The organism is Rhodanobacter fulvus Jip2 (assembly GCF_000264315.1).
Classification (GTDB): Bacteria; Pseudomonadota; Gammaproteobacteria; order Xanthomonadales; family Rhodanobacteraceae; genus Rhodanobacter; species Rhodanobacter fulvus.
The window spans coordinates 1-18,025 of record NZ_AJXU01000034.1 but is presented as its reverse complement, the minus strand read 5'-3'; the positions used below and the strand labels follow the sequence as shown (position 1 = coordinate 18,025).

Below are 18,025 nucleotides of genomic sequence, written 5' to 3'. Positions count from 1 at the left end.
GACGGGCCGGCTGGAAGTCCGGATGGCAAAAATGCACGCGGCGGCTTCGAGGCCGTGGCGAAGTTTCCGTTCCGGCGTGCTTTCTGCAGAAGCGATTATCTGTGGGAGCGGCTTCAGCCGCGATGCTCTTGCGTCGAGCTGCAGAGCAGAAGCATCGCGGCTGAAGTCGCTCCCACCGGGATCGCACCGTTTCTCGCCGCGAGCATTCGTATCGCCCTGGCGCCGGTGTCGGTCAGCGCTGTCGGGCCTTGGCCAGCGCATCGGCGAAAGCGCTGTTGGCGGGGGCCGCGGCCTGTTTGGGTGCCGCGCCGCCAGGGCGCGTGCCGCCGCGCCCATCGCGTGCGCCGCCACGCGGCGACAACTCGCCGTTGCCCGCCGGTTTGCCACCGCGCGCCTGCCCCGGCTCGTCGTCCAGCCGCATGCTCAGCCCGATGCGCTGGCGCGGCAGGTCGATCTCCATCACCTTGACCTTGACGATATCGCCGGCTTTTACCGCATCGCGCGGGTCCTTGACGAAGGTGTGCGACAGGGCCGACACGTGCACCAGGCCGTCCTGGTGCACGCCGATGTCGATGAACGCGCCGAACGCCGCCACATTGGTGACCCGGCCTTCGAGGATCATGCCGGGTTTGAGATCCTTCACGTCCTCCACGCCTTCGGCGAAGGTGGGCGCCACGAATTCGGGGCGGGGATCGCGGCCGGGCTTTTCCAGTTCGCGCAGGATGTCGCGCACGGTGGGCACGCCAAACTTTTCGTCGGTGAACTGCTCGGGCTTCAGCGCGCGCAGGAACGCGGCGTCGCCGATGACGCTTTTCACCTCGCGGCCGCATTGGGCGATGATCCGCTCGACCACCGGGTACGCTTCCGGATGCACCGAGCTGGCGTCCAGCGGGTTGTCGCCGCTGGAAACGCGCAGGAAGCCGGCGCACTGCTCGAACGCCTTGTCGCCCAGTCGCGGCACTTTCAGCAACGCCTTGCGATTGGCGAACGGGCCGTTGCTGTCGCGATGCTTCACCACGTTCTCGGCCACGCTGGCGGAAAGGCCCGCTACCCGCGACAGCAGCGCGGCCGAAGCGGTGTTGACGTCGACGCCGACCGCGTTGACGCAGTCTTCCACGCGGGCGTCCAGCGCGCGCGCCAGCTTGATCTGGTTCACGTCGTGCTGGTACTGGCCCACGCCGATCGCCTTGGGTTCGATCTTCACCAGTTCGGCCAGCGGATCCTGCAGCCGGCGCGCGATCGACACCGCGCCACGCAGGCTCACGTCGAGGTCGGGGAATTCCTTCGCCGCGGTTTCCGAGGCGGAATACACCGAGGCGCCGGCTTCGCTCACCACCACCTTCGACAGCTTGTGTTCCGGATGGGTCTTGGCGAGGCCCTTGATGAGCTCGGCGGCCAGCTTGTCGGTCTCGCGCGAGGCGGTGCCGTTGCCGATGGCGATCAGATCCACGCCGTGCTGCCTGCACAGCCGCGCCAGCGCGGCCAGCGACTCGTTCCACTGGCGCCGCGGTTCCAGCGGATAGATGGTGTCGGTGGCCAGCAGCTTGCCGGTGGGGTCGACCACGGCCACCTTGCAGCCGGTGCGGATACCCGGGTCCAGGCCCATCACGGTTTTCGCGCCGGCCGGCGCGGCCAGCATCAGGTCTTTCAGGTTGTCGCCGAACACGCGGATCGCCTCGTCCTCGGCCCCCTCGCGCACGCGGCCGAACAGGTCGAGCGTCAAATGCAGGTGCAGTTTCACGCGCCAGGTCAGCCGCACGGTTTCGCGCAGCCAGGCGTCGGCCGCGCGGCCCTGGTTGTGGATGTTGGCGCGGGCGGCCACCCGGCCTTCGCCTTCGGCGTGGCCATGATCGGCATCGGTATCGGGCGCCAGCTCCAGTTCCAGCACGCCCTCGTTGCGCGCGCGCATCAGCGCCAGCAGGCGATGCGAGGGAATCTTGCCGATCGGTTCGACGTGATCGAAATAGTCGCGGAATTTTGCGCCCGCCGCCTCCTTGCCTTCGACCAGCCTGGCGCGGATCTGGCCCTTGCTCCACAGCCAGTCGCGCAACTCGCCGACCAGGGCGGCGTCTTCGGCGATGCTTTCCATCAGGATCGCGCGGGCACCGTCCAGGGCGGCGCGGACGTCGGCGACGCCTTTTTCCGCATCGACAAAGGCTTCCGCGAAGGCTTCCGGCGTTTGCGTGGGATCGTCGCGCAAGCCCAGCGCCAGCGGTTCCAGCCCTGCTTCGCGGGCGATCTGCGCCTTGGTGCGGCGCTTGGGCTTGTACGGCAGGTACAAATCCTCCAGCCGCGCCTTGGTGTCGGCGGCGAGCAGATCGTTCTTCAATGCATCGGTGAGCTTGCCCTGTTCCTCGATGCTGGACAGGATCGCCGCGCGCCGGTCTTCCATTTCGCGCAGATAGTGCAGGCGCTCTTCCAGCAGGCGCAGCTGCGTATCGTCGAGCCCGCCGGTGACTTCCTTGCGGTAGCGCGCAATGAACGGCACGGTGGCGCCGCCATCGAGCAGATCCACGGCGGCGCGAACCTGTTCAGTCCTGGCGGCGATATCGTTGGCGATGCGTTGTTCGATGCTGAGCATGGGGGATCTTCAATTCCTGACGACGCGCGTGGCGTCGGTTCACTGTGGTCGAATCGCCGATGATAACAAGCAGGCCAACGCCGTTCAGCGCGTGGCGCGCGGATCAGTTCGGCGGCGGATTCGGGGGTGAGTTTTCGCGCGGGCGCCGTGCTTCAGGGCAACGGCGCCGATGCCTGTCAGGCGCTGAACGTGTTGCTGCTGCCGGGCGGCGATGAGGGGTTGCCGGTGTCGCTGGCGCGACCGTTCAACACCAGGGTTTTCGCCAGCATGTCGTGCAGGCCCTGGTGACGCGCGGTCCAGGCGACCGTCAGATAGCTGACCAGCGGAATCAGCGCGGTAATCGCGTTGGCCAGCCGGACCGCGTTGCGCAGCGCGCTGCGGGCGAAGCCGAGGCGCTGGCCGTCCATGTCGGTGACACGCATCCCGAGCGCCAGCTTGCCCGGTGTGGCTTGCCACTTCGAGCATTCGAAAAACGCGTAGTAGAGAAAACCCACCAGTAGCGACCACATCGCGGCCGGCCGCACCACGCGGGAATAGTCGGCCATTGCCACCATCGGGGCGATGCCATTTTCCACCTGGCTCATGAAGTGCTCGAACGCGGCCGGCGCACCCATCGACACGGCGATCAGGGCGGTGGGCAGCAACAGGATGAGATAGTCGATGATCCAGGCGCCGAGGCGTTTCCAGAAACTGGCTACATCCTGCGGTGCGCTGGCGTTGGTTGTCGGCAGCGGCGGCACCCGCGGGGCGTCGGAGGTTTCGGGTTGTACCTGGGGGAACAGCACCGACAGCGGCTGCCAGTCCGCCAGCCCTTCGTACCAGCCCAGGTCGGCGGGGCTGACTTCCCCGCTGGCCAGCCACTGGCGGATGTCGGCTTCCGTATACGGGCCGTGGCGCTCACCGTCCCGACCGATCCAGACTTCCATCGTGCATGTTCCTGCTTGGTGATGCCGAACATGATGCCATGAGCGCGTCGGCGCGCGTTGCGGGAGCGGCTGAAGCCGCTCGCACAGGCGGGCCGATGCTTCAGGCGGCGTCGCGGCGTTTCAGATGCACCAGCAGCAGCGAGATGGCGGCGGGCGTCACGCCGCTGACGCGGGCGGCCTGGCCGACCGTGGCGGGCAGGGTACGCTTCAATTTCAGCAGCACTTCGGCGGACAGCCCGCGCACCTTGTCGTAGTCGAAGCTGGCGGGAATGGCGGTGTGTTCGTGGCGACGCTGGCGCTCGATCTCCTCGCGCTGGCGTTCCAGGTAGCCGGCGTATTTGATTTGCACCTCGACCTGCGCGGCGACGTCGTCGCGCGCCACGGCAGGGCCGAATTCGGCGATGGCGGTGAGCCGGGCGTAATCGATTTCAGGGCGGCGCAGCAGATCCTCGGCGCTGGTTTCGCGGCTCACCGCGATACCAAGTTCGCGTTCGACGGCCGCCCCAAGTCCATTGTTGGGGCCGGCCCACAAACCGCCCAGCCGCTGCATCTCGCGCTCGACCGCTTCGCGCTTGGCGCGCAGCGCATCGAAGCGCGCCTGCGGCACCACGCCCAGCGCGTGGCCGGCCTCGGTGAGGCGCAGGTCGGCGTTGTCCTCGCGCAGGTGCAGCCGGTATTCGGCGCGCGAGGTGAACATGCGGTACGGCTCGATGGTGCCGTTGCTGGTGAGGTCGTCGATCAGCACGCCGATGTAGGCCTCGTCGCGGCGCGGATACCACGGCGCCTTGCCTTGCACCGCCAGCGCGGCGTTCATGCCGGCGATCAGCCCTTGCGCGGCCGCCTCCTCGTAGCCGGTGGTGCCGTTGATCTGGCCGGCGAAATACAGGCCGGGGATGGCCTTGGTCTCCAGCCATGGGTTGAGCCCGCGAGGGTCGAAATAGTCGTATTCGATGGCGTAGCCGGGACGGGTGATGTGCGCGTTCTCGAAACCCTTGATCGAGCGCACCAGCGCCAGCTGCACGTCGAACGGCAGCGAGGTGGAGATGCCGTTGGGGTAGATCTCGAAGGTATCCAGCCCCTCGGGCTCGATGAAGATCTGGTGCGAGGATTTCTCCGCGAAACGCACCACCTTGTCCTCGATCGACGGGCAATAGCGCGGGCCGATGCCTTCGATCTGGCCGGTGTACAACGGCGAGCGGTCCAGCGCGCCGCGGATCAGGTCGTGCGTCTGCTCGCTGGTGTGGGTGATCCAGCAGCTGACCTGGCGCGGGTGTTCGTCGCGCGTGCCCAGGTAGGAAAACACCGGTGCCGGGCTGTCGCCGGGCTGCTCCTGCAGCGTGCTGAAATCGATGCTGCGCTGGTCGATGCGCGGCGGCGTGCCGGTCTTCAGGCGGTCGCTGGCGACGGGCAGCTCGCGCAACTTCGCGGCCAGCGCGCTGGATGGCGGATCGCCGGCGCGGCCGCCGGCGTATTGCGCCTGGCCGATGTGGATCTTGCCGGCCAGGAAGGTGCCGGCGGTAAGCACCACCGCGCGCGCGCCGAACGACAAGCCCATCTGGGTGACCACGCCGCAGACGCGGCCGTTCTCGATGATGAGGTCGTCCACCGCCTGCTGGAACAGTTCCAGGTTGGGTTGGCTTTCCACGATGTGGCGGATCGCCGCCTTGTACAGCCCGCGGTCGGCCTGGCAGCGCGTGGCGCGCACGGCCGGGCCTTTCGACGCATTCAAGGTGCGCCACTGGATGCCGGCGCGGTCGGCGGCATGCGCCATCGCGCCGCCCAGTGCGTCGACCTCCTTCACCAGGTGGCCCTTGCCGATGCCGCCGATGGCGGGGTTGCAGCTCATCTGGCCGATCGTCTCGATGTTGTGGCTGAGCAGCAGCGTGCGCGCGCCGGTGCGCGCGGCCGCCAGCGCCGCTTCGGTACCGGCATGGCCGCCGCCGATCACGATGACGTCGTAGTGAGTGGGATGACGCATGAAACTGCCCCGGTCGTGCAAAAGGTGACGAAATAGGCGCTATGGTACTGCCATCAAACGGTTGCGGCGGGAATGGGCTGCGCTGGCACGCATCCTGCTTTTTGTCAGCTGCACTTTTCCGGGCAGACGCTGCGCCTGCGCGCCGAGATCGAACGACAGGGGTTTGATCGCGTACCGGGAAAGGAAGCCAAGACGGCACCCTTCGGGGTGCCGTCGCCTTTTGCAGGGCCGGAAAAGCCAGACCCCGCGCAAGCGCGGGGTCTGGGGGCTGCTTAGATCTGGCGTCCGGCGGTCTCAGGAACAGGGGGAATCCAGGATGACCGTGTTGCCGGACGCCAGAAGCCGGGAAAACTGGCGCGTTCGAGACCAGTGAGCGGTCTTGAAGCTTCCCTCGATATTTACTCCGCGCGCGTGAACACGCAGTGACTGAAACGGGTATTTGTGTCCCATCGCGGCAGCAGCTGACGCCCAACGGCAGCCGAGGCCTACATTTGCGCTCGCAGGCACATCCCGTCGCTCTTTTGGCATGTCAGTTGCAACAGGCTCGGCAGCCAAGGGAGGCCGTCTGACCATGAACTTCGATTTCGAACCGGTGTATGCCCATCACGATCTGCTGATCGAGATCGGTCGTGTGGAACTGGCCATGGAAAATATCGAGGAGCGCGCGGGCGAAGAAAGCTCCAGCCTGCTGCCGCGACTGGTTTCGCGCATGAACAACCTGCGCGAGGCGCTGGATCATCTGCCCGCCTGATCCAGCCCCTCGCGACGGACTACTGTTTCCGTACGTTGGCCACGATTTCGCGCAGGTTGCGTGACAACCCGTCGCGATCGGCCAGACCATCTATGACCGTGCGGGCCGCTTCGCGACGGCCCGGCTCCAACCGCTGCCAGCCGTTGAACGCGGTGGCCAGCCGCGCCGCCACCTGCGGGTTGAGCGCATCGAGCTGTACCAGTTGCCCGGCCAGGAAACGGTAGCCGGCGCCATCCGCACGGTGGAAGCCGCTGGGGTTTGCGCGCACGAATGCGCCTAGCAGCGACTGCACGCGGTTGGGATTCTTCAGAGTGAACGAGGCGTCGCGCTGCAGCGTCGACACGCGATCCAGCGCCGTCTCGCCCGGCACCTGTGCCTGCGCCATGAACCATTTATCCAATGCCAGCGCATTGTCGTCATAGCGTTGGCGGTAGTGCGCCAGCGCCGCCGGCGCCTGCGCGGCGGCGCTGCGCAGCAGAACCGTCAACGCGCCCAGCCGGTCGGTCATGCCCGGTGCGCTGGAGTACTGGGTGGCAGCGAGTGGCTGCGCCGTGTCGGCGTCGGCCAGGCACAACAGTTCCAGCACGCGCTGTTTCAGCCGGCGCCGCGCCTGGCTGGCGGCATCGAGGGAAAGGCTGGCTTCGGCGGCCAGCACCAGATAACACTGATGCAGCGCATCGGCGCCGATGCGCTCCGCCAGGTGCCGCTGCAGTTGCTGGCGCAAGGCGTGGATGCGCGCCGGGTCGACGCTGGCCTCCCGCTCGGCCCACTCCACTTCGCCCGGCGGCGTCAGCAGGTTGGCCAGCAGGGCGGGCTCGATATCGTTGTGGGCGAACAAGGCGGACAGCGCGTCGAGCCATGCCTCCAGCGCATGGCTGGCGCCGCCATCGCGCAGTTCGACATAGGCCAGCGTGGCCAGTTGCTGGCTGGCCTCCCAGCGGTTGAAGCCGTCGGGGTCGTGGCGCAGCAGCAGGGCCAGCTCGGTGGCGTCGTAGTCGCAGTCCAGGATGACCGGCGCGGAGAAGCCGCGCAGCAGCGACGGTACCGGTGCCGTCGGCACGTCGTGGAAGACGAAGGTCTGCTCGTCCGCCTCCAACACCACCACGCACTCGGTTTGCGGTTTGGCCGTCTGGCCGTCCATATGAAGGATCATCATCTGCCCGGCGCCATCGAACAACGCCAGCTTCACCGGAATGGGCAGGGCATGCTTTTGTGGCTGGCCGGACGTGGCTGGCGTGTGCTGGTGCAGGGTCAGCGCGTAGGTGTGAGCGGCTGCATCGTATTTACCGCGCGCCTGCAGGCGGGGCGTGCCGGCCTGGCCGTACCACGCCAGGTAGGGGGTGAGGTCGGTGTGGTTGGCCTCGCCCAGCGCGCCCAGGAAATCCTCCAGCGTGGCGGCATGGCCATCGTTGCGCGCGAAATAGAGATCCATGCCGCGGCGAAAGCCCTCGCGGCCCAGACAGCCGGCCAGCATGCGTACCAGTTCGGCGCCTTTCTCGTACACCGTGGCGGTGTAGAAATTGTTGATCTCGCTGTATTGCGCCGGACGCACCGGATGCGCCAGCGGGCCGGCGTCCTCGGGGAACTGGGCGCGGCGCAGCAGCGACACGTCCTCGATCCGCTTCAGCGACGCGGAATTCATGTCGGCCGCGAAGCTCTGTTCGCGGAACACCGTGAGGCCTTCCTTCAGCGACAGCTGGAACCAGTCGCGGCAGGTCACCCGGTTGCCGCTCCAGTTGTGGAAATACTCGTGCGCGATCACCGATTCCACATGACGGTATTCGTCATCGGTGCTGGAGTCGGGGTCGGCCAGCAGGTACTTCGCGTTGAAGATGTTGAGGCCCTTGTTCTCCATCGCGCCCATGTTGAAATCGTGGGTGGCGACCACGTGGAAAACATCCAGGTCGTAGTTGCGGCCGTAGGTCTGCTCGTCCCAGCGCATCGAGCGCTCCAGCGCATCCATCGCGTAATCGCAGCGATCGATGACGTCGGCTTCCGACCAGATTTTCAGTGTGACCGCGCGGCCGTCGGCGGTGACGTAGTCGCGTTCGATCGACTGCAGGCGACCGGCCACCACGGCGAACAGGTAGCTGGGCTTGGGATGCGGGTCGACGAAGCGCGCCCAGTGCCGGCCATCGTCCAGTACGCCGGCGCCATCGGGATTGCCGCCGGCCAGCAGCACCGGAAAGCGGTCGCGGTCGGCGCGCAGGGTGACGGTGTAGCGTGCCTGCACGTCCGGCCGGTCGGGGAAAAACGTGATGTGCCGAAACCCTTCGGCCTCGCATTGGGTCAGCAGGAAACCCGCCTCGGCCGAGCCCGAAAGGTAGAGCCCCTCCAGCGCGGTATTGGTCGCGGGGCGCAGGCGCACACGGGTTTCCAGCACGCTGCCATCGCGCGCGCCATCGACCTCCAGCACGTTGTCGGTGTAGCGGAACATGTCGGGTGGAAGCGTGGCGCCGTCGAGCGCGATCGACAGCAGCTCCAGGTTTTCGCCATCCAGCCGCAGCGGCAGCGGCAGCGCGGGATCGCGACGCAGGTGCAATCGCGCAGTGACTTCGGTGCTGTCTATGGCCAGCTCGAAGTCCAGTTCGACCGTTTCGACGCGCCAGGCCGGCGCGCGGTAAGCGTCCAGTCGAGTCGGGGCAGTGAGTTGTTCAGGGCGGGCATTCATGCGGAAAACAGATGGGGATGAGAGGCGATCAGGCTAACATGGGCCTTTTCGCGACAGGAGCATCCGATGACGCGCTATACCGTCGAAGAGGTCTTGTGGGACGAGCAAACCGTCCTGGTGCTGACCGACCATGCGCAACAGCGGCATGTGCAGATTGCCCGCCACGGCGCGGCCTTGCTCACCTTCAAGATCATGGTCAATGGCGTGCTGCACGACCTCGCCGACGGCTATCGCGATGCCGCCGAGATCGTCAGCCAGCCCAGCTCGCGCTTCGCCATCATGGTGCCGTTCGGCGGCCGCATCGCCGCCGCACGCTATGAATTCGACGGCCAGGTGCAGGATCTGCAGCCGGGCGTGGTAGGCGACCAGCGCGCCAGCCGCCATGGCTTCGTGCGTGGCGTGGATTTCGACATTGTGGCGTTGTCGGCCGACGAGCAGCGCGCGCAGCTGACCCTGGCGACGTCGTCGATCCGGCCGCAACCGGGCTACCCGCACGCGATCGATCTCGACATCACCTACACGCTGGACGCGCAGGGGCTCACGCTGGAGGCGGCCATGCGCAACGTGGGCGACAGCACCGCGCCGTGTTTCTTCGGCTGGCATCCGTACTTCCGCCTGCCCGCCGGCGGCGTGGACGACTGGCAGTTGCAGATACCCGCGCAAACGCTGATCCACACCGACGCCAACCTCATCGCGTTGCCCGGCGCGCCCGCCTACGTGGCGCTGGATGACGCGCCCGCGCTGGATTTCCGCGTGCCGCGACGCATCGACGACGCCATCATCGACCAGGGCTACACCGACCTGGAGCCGGAACCGGACGGGCGCATCCGCACGTATTTGCGCGACCCGGCCAGCAGCGTGGGCATTGCGGTGTGGCAGGAGCGCGGCATGATGCACGCCTTCACCGCCGACACGGTGACGCGCGACGTGCGCGGCGCAGTGGCACTGGAGCCGATGGAATGCATGGCCAACGCGTTCAACCGGCCTGAGTGCGCCGACGCGATCCGGCTGCTGCCGGGGGCCGAGCGCCGCTTCCGCTGCGGTGTGGAAATCGAGATGGATGCGGCCTCGGCATGAATCGCGACGCGCTTCCCACCATCGACGATATCCGCGCCGCCGCCGCGCGTATCGCGCTGTTCGCGCAGGTCACGCCGGTGTTGCGCAGCGATGTGCTGGATGCATTGACCGGCGCGCGGCTGCATTTCAAGTGTGAAAACCTGCAGCGTGGCGGCGCTTTCAAGTTTCGTGGCGCCTGCAACGCGGTATGGGCGCTGGACGATGATCAGGCGGCGCGCGGCGTGCTCACCCATTCGTCCGGCAACCACGGCAACGCGCTGGCGCTGGCCGCGGCCACGCGCGGCATCGCGGCGCACGTGGTGATTCCCGAGGGCGCAGTGCGTGCCAAGGTCGAGGCGATCGAACGCGCCGGCGCCACCGTGCATCGCTGCGCGCCCACGCAGGCCGCGCGCGAGGTGATGGCGGCGCAACTGCAGCGCGAGACCGGCGCCGTTTTCGTGCATCCGTATGCCGATGTCCTGGTGATGGCGGGGCAGGGCACGCTGGCGCTGGAGTTGCTGCACCAGGCGCCGGGCATCGACGCCCTGATGACGCCGGTGGGCGGCGGCGGGCTGGCCACCGGCGTGGCGATTGCAGCGCATGCACTGGACCCGACGCTAGTGCTGTTCGGCGCCGAGCCGGCCGGTGCCGATGACGCAGCGCGATCGCTGGCGCTGGGTTCGCGGGTTACTACCGTCGTTCCCGACACGCTTTGCGATGGCCTGCGGGCGCTGGTGGGCGAGCGCAACCTGGAGGCGCTGCGCGCGCATCGCGTCGAGGTCATCACCGTGAGCGACGAGGAAACCGTGGCCGCGATGCAGCTGTTGTGGCGCGAGTTGAAGGTGCTGGTCGAAGTGTCCAGCGCCACCGTGCTGGCGGCAGTGCTGAAGCGGCCCGAGCGCTTCGCCGGCCGGCGCGTGGGCGTGGTGCTCACCGGCGGCAACGTCGACCTCGCGGCGTTGCCCTGGTAAATCCGCTGTGGGAGCGACTTCAGTCGCGATGCCCTTGCTCTGAAGCCTCAAAGAAAACGCATCGCGGCTGAAGCCGCTCCCACAACAGCATCGTCAGCGGACAGCGCGGCGCCTGCCGACGCCGCTGATGGTCAGCAACCCCAACAGCACCAGCACGATGCCGACCCACTCCATTACCGACGGCCGCTCGTGCAGGATCAGCCACGCCAGCATCACGCTGACGATGGGCACGCCCAGGCTGGAGACGCTGGCCACCGTGGTCGGCAGGCGTTGCAGCACGATCGACCACAGCCACCACGCCAGGCTGGATGCCAGCAATACGCTGTAGGCGAGGCCGGCGATGAAGGCGCCGCTCCACTCGATGGCGCGCTCCGGCGTCACCAGCGCCAACACGCCCAGCGCCATGCCGCCCAGCAGCATCTGCCACGCCGTGAGGTTCAGCACCGACGGTGCGTGGCGCTGGAACATGCGTTTGCTGAGCACCGTGCCAGCCGCCCACGCCGCGCCGCCGGCGATCGCCAGCGTGGTGCTCAGGGCGCTGCCCAGCGCGTGCCAGGGTTCGATGATGCAGACCAGGCCGATCGCGGCCAGCGCCACGCCGACCCAGTGGCGCGCGGTGGGGCGATCGCCCAATACCAGCCACGCCAGGAACACCGCCCAGAACGGCATCGTGTAGGCCAGCAACGCCACGTGGCCGGCGCCGCCATCCATCAGCGCCCATTGCTCCAGTCCCTGGAACGCGGCGGTCTGGCACAGTCCGATCATCAGCGTGGGCAGCAACGGTGGCGGCCGCAGCGATTGGCGCGACAGCAGCAGCGCCACAAACAACACGCCGGCACCGAGCAGGTAGCGCAGTGCCGCGAAGTGGAATGGGCCGGCATACGCCAACACCTGTTTCATCACCACCCAGCTGTAGGCCCAGATCAGGATGGTGCCGATCAACGCGAACAACGCGCCGCGTTGCGGGGAGGGGAGAGTGGTCATGGTCGGGCGATGCGAAAGGTGGCGCAGTGTAGCGTGCCGCACCGAAGTGGCGTGGCCGTGGCGGCCATCGGCGCGAGGCATTCGGTGGCGCAAGGCGCGGCTTTCCGCCCCGCCGCGATACCATGGGCGGGTCGCGTGGCCGCCGTTGCGCGGTCGCCATTCCTCAATCCGCTTCGAGCCTGCACGCCATGAACCCTACGCGCCTGGAAATCACCCGCCCTGACGACTGGCACCTGCACCTGCGCGATGGCGAGGCGCTGGCGTCGGTCATCGCGCATACGGCGCAGCGATTTGCCCGCGCCATCGTGATGCCCAACCTCAAGCCGCCGGTGACCACGGTGGCCCAGGCCGAGGATTACCGCCGGCGCATTCTTGCCAGCCTGCCGCCCGGCTCGCGCTTCCAGCCGTTGATGACGCTGTATCTCACGGAAACCACCACCGCCGACGACATCGCCCGTGCTGCCGCCAGCGACAGCGTTTTCGCGGTGAAGTACTACCCGGCCGGCGCCACCACCAATTCGCAAGCGGGTGTGCGCGATCTGGCCCACGTCTATCCCGTGCTGGAGGCGATGGAACAGCATCAGCTGCCGTTGCTGATGCACGGTGAAGTGACGGATCCGGCGGTCGATATCTTCGATCGCGAGCGCGTCTTCATCGAACGACACCTGCTGCCGCTGCACGAAAAATTTCCGGCCTTGCGCATGGTGCTGGAGCACATCACCACCCGCGACGCCGTCGATTTCATCAGCACCGCGCCGGCCAACGTGGCCGCCACGATCACCGCGCACCACCTGCTGCTCAATCGCAACGCGCTGTTCGAAGGCGGCATCCGGCCGCACAACTACTGCGCGCCGGTGCTGAAGCGGGAAACCCATCGCATGGCGCTGCTGCAGGCGGCCACCAGCGGCAACCCGCATTTCTTCCTCGGCACGGACAGCGCGCCACACATCCGCGAAGCGAAGGAAGCGGCCTGCGGCTGCGCCGGCGTCTACACCGCCCACGCCGCCATCGAGCTGTACGCCGAAGCGTTCGAACAGGCCGGCAAGCTGGATCGGCTCGAAGCCTTTGCCAGCTTCCACGGCCCGGATTTCTATCGTTTGCCGCGCAACCAGGATCGCATCACGCTTGAGCGCACGCCGTGGCAGGTGCCCGAGGAATTTCCCATGGCCGGCGCCACCTGTCGGCCGATGCGCGGGGGCGAATCGATCGCGTGGTCGATCGTCGACAACGCGGCGGCCTGAAGTTGGCGCGAGGGGTGTGTGGCAACATGATCGCTTTCCTGCCAGGCCTGTTTCCATGAGCGTCCCGTCGAATCCCGTGCGTTGCGCCTGGGCCGGCAGCGACTCGTTGATGCGCGACTACCACGACACCGAGTGGGGCGTGCCGCTGCACGACGACCGCGCGCTGTTCGAGTTCCTCTGCCTGGAAGGCGCCCAGGCCGGCTTGTCCTGGCGCACCGTGCTGACCAAGCGCGACAACTACCGCAAGGCGTTCCACGATTTCGAGATCGCCCGCGTGGCCACGATGACGGACCGCGAACTGGAAAAGCGGCTGCTCGACCCCGGCATCATCCGCAACCGCCTGAAGGTTTCATCCACCCGCGGCAACGCGATCGCCGCGCTGGACGTGATCGACGAATTCGGCAGCCTCGACGCGTACCTGTGGTCCTTCGTCGAAGGCAAGCCGCTGGTGAACCGCTGGCGCGAACCGTCCGAGGTACCCGCCAGCACCGCGCTTTCCGACCGCATGAGCAAGGCGCTGAAGAAGCGTGGCTTCCGCTTCGTCGGCAGCACCATCTGCTATTCGCTGCTGCAGGCGACCGGCATGATCAACGACCATCTGGTCGATTGTTTCCGGCATCCGGGATCCCGGTCGCGCCAGCCGTAACGACCGCGATCAATTCCGGCTCGCAGCTTTCGCCGTGTTGGCTTCGTTGGCGGGGTCTTCGCGCAGCAGGCGGCGGGTGACGCCGTTGGTCCAGCCAAAGCCATCCTGCAGCGGGTATTCGCCGCCGCCACCGCCCACGGCGCAATCGTCCTGTTTCATCACCACGTATTTTTCGACCAGTTTGCTTTCGCGCTGGTACAGGCTGCCCACGGTGTGCAGCCAGCGCCGGGCGATCTCGTCGGCCAGCGGGTCGTCGTAATTGCGCAGGCCGCCGATGGCCAGCCATTGCAGCGGCGCCCAGCCGTTGGGCTGGTCCCATTGCTGGCCGCTGACGCTTTCGCTGGTGCCGATGCCGCCGTCCTGCAGCAGGCGCGCGCGCAAGGCCTCGCCCACCCGTCGCGCCTGTTCGCGGGTGGCGATGTGGATGAACAACGGTGTGGCGGTGGCCGCGTTCAGCGCCTCGCGCGGGGCATCGCGTTGCCAGTCGTAATCCAGGTAGGCGCCGGCCTTGTCGTTCCACAGGTAACGGTCGATCGCGGCGCGGCGCGCCCTGGCCCGCTGCTGGAACTGCTCGGCTTGCTGCTGCTTGCCGCTGGCACGGCTGAGCAGGCCGATCTGGCGCTCCAGCTTGTACAGCATCGCGTTGAGATCCACCGGCAGGATCGCGGTGACGCGGATACTGGCCAGGCGGGCCGGGTCATCGCACCAGCGGGCGCTGTAATCCCATCCTGAAGCAGCGCCGGCGCGCAATTCGCGATAGACCTCGTGCACCGGGCGCGAAGCCTGCTTGGCGGTGGTCACGTCCTCCAGGTAGGACTCCTCGCGCGGCGTGTCGCGGTCGTCCCAATAGCGGTTGAGCACGCTGCCATCATCCATTCGCACGCAATGGCGATGCGCGTCGCCCGGGCGCAGATCGTCGGCGCCATCCATCCAGTAGGTGTATTCCTTGCGCAGGCGCGGCAGGTATTCCATCGCCGCGCAAACGCCATTCTGTTCGAACAACTCCACCATCAACGCGAACACCGGCGGTTGCGAGCGGCTGAGGTAATAGCTGCGGTTGCCGTTGGGCACGTGACCGTAGGTGTCGATGAGGTAGGCGAAGTTGTTGGCCATGTCGCGCAGCAGGTCCTGCCGCCCGCTCTCGGCCAGGCCAAGCATGGTGAAGTAGGAATCCCAGTAGTACAGCTCGCCGAAGCGCCCGCCCGGCACCACGTAGGGGTTGGGCAAGGGCAGGATGGAGCTGTGCGCGGGGTGTTCGCGCGGCTGCCGCGTGAGCACGTTCCACAAGCCGTCGATGTGGTCTCGCAGCGGCTGGCCGGGTGTCGAGACATAGTGGCTGTGGTGGATTTCCGGCGGCGAGAAATGCTGTTTCACGAACGCCTTGAGATCGAAATCCGTCGCGTCGCTCTGGCAGCGGTAGGCGTCCAGTATCTTTTCGGGGTCGCCGCGCGGCGCGCAATCGACGAACGTCTTGCTGTCCTCGAACACGCGCGCCAGCTGCACCGCCACGAACAGCTCCTGGTAGCGATCGGCTGGTGTGAGGGTGTCGGCAGGCGCGGCGCGGGCGGCGCGCTCGGCGTTGACATGCGGGTCCAGTACGGTCATCGCCGGCTCACTGTTCGTGGTAGTTCCACAGCAGGCCGCCGTCGATGCCTACCGTGGTGCCGGTGATGTACGACGCATCGTCGCTGGCCAGGAATGCCGCCACACCGGCCACATCCTCGGGGGTGCCCAGCCGTTTCAGCGGGATGTTCGCGCGCAGCGCCTTCAGCAGTGCGGGGTCGTCCATCAGGTGGGCGTTGATCGGCGTCTTGATCGCGCCCGGCGCGATGTTGTTGATGGTGATGCCCAGCGGCGCCAGTTCGATGGCCAGGTCGCGCGTCAGCATTTTCAGGCCGCCCTTGCTGGCGCAATAGCTGGCGAAATGCGGAAACGGCAATTCCTCGTGCACCGAGCTGATGTTGATCACCCGGCCCTCGCCACTGCGGTCGCGCACATGCCTGGCGAAGGCCTGGGTAATGAAAAACGGGCCTTTCAGGTTGACGTGCATCACCAGGTCGTAATCGGCTTCGCTGGCATCCAGGAAACCGGCGCGCCGCTCCACGCCGGCGTTGTTGATCAGGATGTCGATGCGGCCCATCGCGGCCACGCCTTCGCGGATCACCCGTTGGCCATCGGCCACCTTGCCCACGTCGCCGACCAGCAGTGCCGTCCTGGCGCCCATCGCCTGCAGCTCCTGCAGGGTTTCCTCGGCGCGCGCGTTGTCCGAGAGGTCTTCGATGAGTACGGTGGCGCCTTCCTGCGCCAGCCGCATGGCGATGGCGCGGCCAATGCCCTGCGCGCCGCCGGTCACCAGTGCCACTTTGCCCTGCAACGTCATCCGCGGCTCCCTGCATCGAAAACAATGCTTTCGAGGATAAGCCGCGGTGGTGTGAACGCGATGCGAGCGGAAAATCCTGGCGCTTACGTCAGCGTCGGGAACCGCGCAGGCTGTCGACCGAGAAGCTGGCGATCTCGACGCCGCCCGCACCACGTCGTGCCTGTCCCTGCGGCGGCCCCCACGCATGCGCGGTGACCACTTCCCATGTCGCCGGGATATGGCCGTCCAAACGCATGGACTCGTACGCTTCCAGCATGCGCCGGTAGCGCGCCTTGCCGGTGAGGTTGCGTTCGCGCGCGTGATCGGCGTTGGTGGCGCCCAGACCCTGCAGATCCTGCAGCAGCTTGCGCGGTTCGCTGTAGGTGAGGGTGTAGCGGCACACGTCCAGCACCGGGTCGCGCAGGCCCGCGGCCAGCACCGCGTCGCCCACGTCGTGCATGTCCAGGAAGCGGCTAACGTGGGCCTGCTGATCGGCTTCGGCCCAGGCCGCGCGCAGCTCTTTCAACGTGTCCGGCCCGAAGCTGGAAAAGACCAGCATGCCGCCGGGTTTCAGCACACGCACGCATTCGGCGAACAGCGGCGGCAGCGCATCGACCCACTGGAAGCAGAGGTTGGAATGCAGCACGTCGACGCTGTGGTCGGCCAGCGGCAACGCGGTGGCTTCGGCGCAGACGCGCAGGAACGGCTTGCGCCAGCTGCTGTGCTTTTTCGCGGCGCGCAGCATCGGCAGGGCCAGGTCGATCGCGATCACTTCGGCCTTGGGATAGCGCTGTTTCAAAAGCGCGCTGCCGCGACCGGTGCCGGCGCCGATGTCCACCACGCGCTGCGGCGTCTGCAAATAGAAGTCCAGACGATCGAGCAACAACGATTGCACTTCGCGCTGCAACACGTCATGTTTTTCGTAGGTGCCGGCGGCGCGGCCGAACTGGTGGGCTATGCGGGATTGATCGAGCTGGAACGCAGTCATGGCATCGGTTTCATCATTCGAAGGTGGCCAGCAAGGGCTGCAACGCCTGCGCCACGGCATCGGCGTGGGCGAAGAACGGCGCGTGGCCGGCTTGCGGTGTGTCGTGATAGCGCCCGGCGCACTGGCTGGCCGACCACTGCATCGCCTGCGGCGGCACCAGCCGGTCGCGGCGGCCGGAAATCCACGCGCTGGGTACGGTGAGGTCGGGCAGGGCGGCGCGGCGGTCGCCGGTTTCCAGCAGCGCAATGCCTTCCTGCAGCACGCGTCGATCCGGTTCGCCACGCTCGAATACCAGCGTGCGCAGGTGGCGCAACTCCGCGCGCGGGTCGGCGCTGCCCATCGCTTCCAGCGCCAGGAAGCGCTCCAGCGTGGCGTGGTAATCGGTTTCCAGATCGGTCGCCAGCTGATGGACCAGGGTCTCGTCCACGCCATGCGGCCAGCTGGCGTCGCGCACGAATTTCGGCGTGGCGCACAGCATGGCCAGGCCACGCACCTGACGCGGCATGTCCAGCGCGGCGGTGAGCGCGATCAGCCCGCCCAGCGACCAGCCCAGCCATATCGCCGGCGGCGTCAGCGCCGCGATGGCGGCGGCGCAGGCGCGCGGTTCCAGCGGCAGCTCGCAGTCGCGCGAATGGCCATGGCCGGGCAGGTCGACCACGTACATCGTGCACTTGTCGCCGAGCGCCTCCACCAACGGTGCCAGCACGCCGCCGTGCATGGCCCAGCCGTGGAGCATGACCAGTGGGATGGGGCCGTGGCCCGCTTTGTCGATATGCAGCGTCATGCGCCGTTCTCATGAAGCAACGCGCTTGTTGCGTTGGCCTCCTCTCCCCTTGGGGGAGAGGATTGAGGAGAGGGGCGGGGGCTCGCGGG

14 protein-coding genes are annotated in these 18,025 nt (G+C 67.3%); 5 read left to right on the top strand and 9 right to left on the bottom strand.

The window, feature by feature from the left end; genetic code table 11:
• Nucleotides 1-232 precede the first annotated feature (232 nt).
• From UU9_RS08950 to mnmG, 3 genes are all read right to left on the bottom strand, one after another.
• Nucleotides 233-2,581: a Tex family protein gene (locus tag UU9_RS08950; RefSeq protein WP_007081423.1), complete on the bottom strand. Its 2,349-nt coding sequence runs from the start codon at nt 2,579-2,581 to the stop codon at nt 233-235.
• Between the two features lie 176 nt (nt 2,582-2,757).
• Entirely contained in the window at nt 2,758-3,507 is a 750-nt protein-coding gene (locus UU9_RS08945; protein WP_007081422.1) for an RDD family protein, read from the bottom strand.
• Between the two features lie 100 nt (nt 3,508-3,607).
• Complete coding sequence (gene mnmG, locus UU9_RS08940) at nt 3,608-5,485, bottom strand: tRNA uridine-5-carboxymethylaminomethyl(34) synthesis enzyme MnmG (protein WP_007081421.1); 1,878 nt, start codon at nt 5,483-5,485, stop codon at nt 3,608-3,610.
• A 571-nt stretch (nt 5,486-6,056) separates the two neighbouring features.
• On the opposite strand from mnmG, the gene UU9_RS08935 reads away from it, so the two are divergent.
• Nucleotides 6,057-6,236 carry a hypothetical protein gene (locus UU9_RS08935; RefSeq protein ID WP_237710257.1) on the top strand — a complete coding sequence of 60 codons (180 nt, stop codon included), beginning with the start codon at nt 6,057-6,059 and terminating at the stop codon, nt 6,234-6,236.
• Nucleotides 6,237-6,255: 19 nt separating this feature from the next.
• Here the strand turns inward: UU9_RS08935 and pepN are convergent, their stop codons facing one another.
• Nucleotides 6,256-8,907 (bottom strand): aminopeptidase N, encoded by a 2,652-nt coding sequence (gene pepN, locus UU9_RS08930; RefSeq protein WP_007081420.1) that lies wholly within the window; start codon nt 8,905-8,907, stop codon nt 6,256-6,258.
• A 66-nt stretch (nt 8,908-8,973) separates the two neighbouring features.
• Here pepN and UU9_RS08925 point away from each other — a divergent pair, with 66 nt between their 5' ends.
• Both UU9_RS08925 and UU9_RS08920 read left to right on the top strand, forming a co-directional pair.
• Nucleotides 8,974-9,984 carry an aldose 1-epimerase gene (locus tag UU9_RS08925; protein ID WP_007081419.1) on the top strand — a complete coding sequence of 337 codons (1,011 nt, stop codon included), beginning with the start codon at nt 8,974-8,976 and terminating at the stop codon, nt 9,982-9,984.
• Entirely contained in the window at nt 9,981-10,934 is a 954-nt protein-coding gene (locus UU9_RS08920) for a pyridoxal-phosphate dependent enzyme (protein WP_007081418.1), read from the top strand. The genes UU9_RS08925 and UU9_RS08920 overlap by 4 nt, the downstream gene beginning before the upstream one ends.
• A gap of 93 nt (nt 10,935-11,027) precedes the next feature.
• Here the strand turns inward: UU9_RS08920 and UU9_RS08915 are convergent, their stop codons facing one another.
• Entirely contained in the window at nt 11,028-11,918 is an 891-nt protein-coding gene (locus tag UU9_RS08915) for a DMT family transporter (RefSeq protein WP_040670656.1), read from the bottom strand.
• A gap of 188 nt (nt 11,919-12,106) precedes the next feature.
• Between UU9_RS08915 and pyrC the strand changes: the two genes are divergently transcribed.
• Nucleotides 12,107-13,159 carry a dihydroorotase gene (pyrC, locus tag UU9_RS08910; protein ID WP_007081416.1) on the top strand — a complete coding sequence of 351 codons (1,053 nt, stop codon included), beginning with the start codon at nt 12,107-12,109 and terminating at the stop codon, nt 13,157-13,159.
• Nucleotides 13,160-13,214: 55 nt separating this feature from the next.
• Nucleotides 13,215-13,805, top strand: coding sequence for a DNA-3-methyladenine glycosylase I (locus UU9_RS08905; protein ID WP_007081415.1), 591 nt, complete (start codon nt 13,215-13,217; stop codon nt 13,803-13,805).
• A 9-nt stretch (nt 13,806-13,814) separates the two neighbouring features.
• Here UU9_RS08905 and treF read toward each other — a convergent pair whose 3' ends face one another.
• The 4 genes from treF to bioH all read right to left on the bottom strand — a co-directional run bounded on the left by treF (nt 13,815) and on the right by bioH (nt 17,936).
• Nucleotides 13,815-15,410 (bottom strand): alpha,alpha-trehalase TreF, encoded by a 1,596-nt coding sequence (gene treF / locus UU9_RS08900; protein ID WP_007081414.1) that lies wholly within the window; start codon nt 15,408-15,410, stop codon nt 13,815-13,817.
• 7 nt (nt 15,411-15,417) lie between these two features.
• Nucleotides 15,418-16,185, bottom strand: coding sequence for an SDR family NAD(P)-dependent oxidoreductase (locus tag UU9_RS08895; protein WP_007081413.1), 768 nt, complete (start codon nt 16,183-16,185; stop codon nt 15,418-15,420).
• 88 nt (nt 16,186-16,273) lie between these two features.
• A complete protein-coding gene (bioC, locus tag UU9_RS08890) occupies nt 16,274-17,152 on the bottom strand; it encodes a malonyl-ACP O-methyltransferase BioC (protein WP_007081412.1) in 879 nt (292 codons plus the stop codon).
• A 13-nt stretch (nt 17,153-17,165) separates the two neighbouring features.
• Nucleotides 17,166-17,936, bottom strand: coding sequence for a pimeloyl-ACP methyl ester esterase BioH (gene bioH, locus UU9_RS08885; RefSeq protein WP_007081411.1), 771 nt, complete (start codon nt 17,934-17,936; stop codon nt 17,166-17,168).
• Nucleotides 17,937-18,025 lie beyond the last annotated feature (89 nt).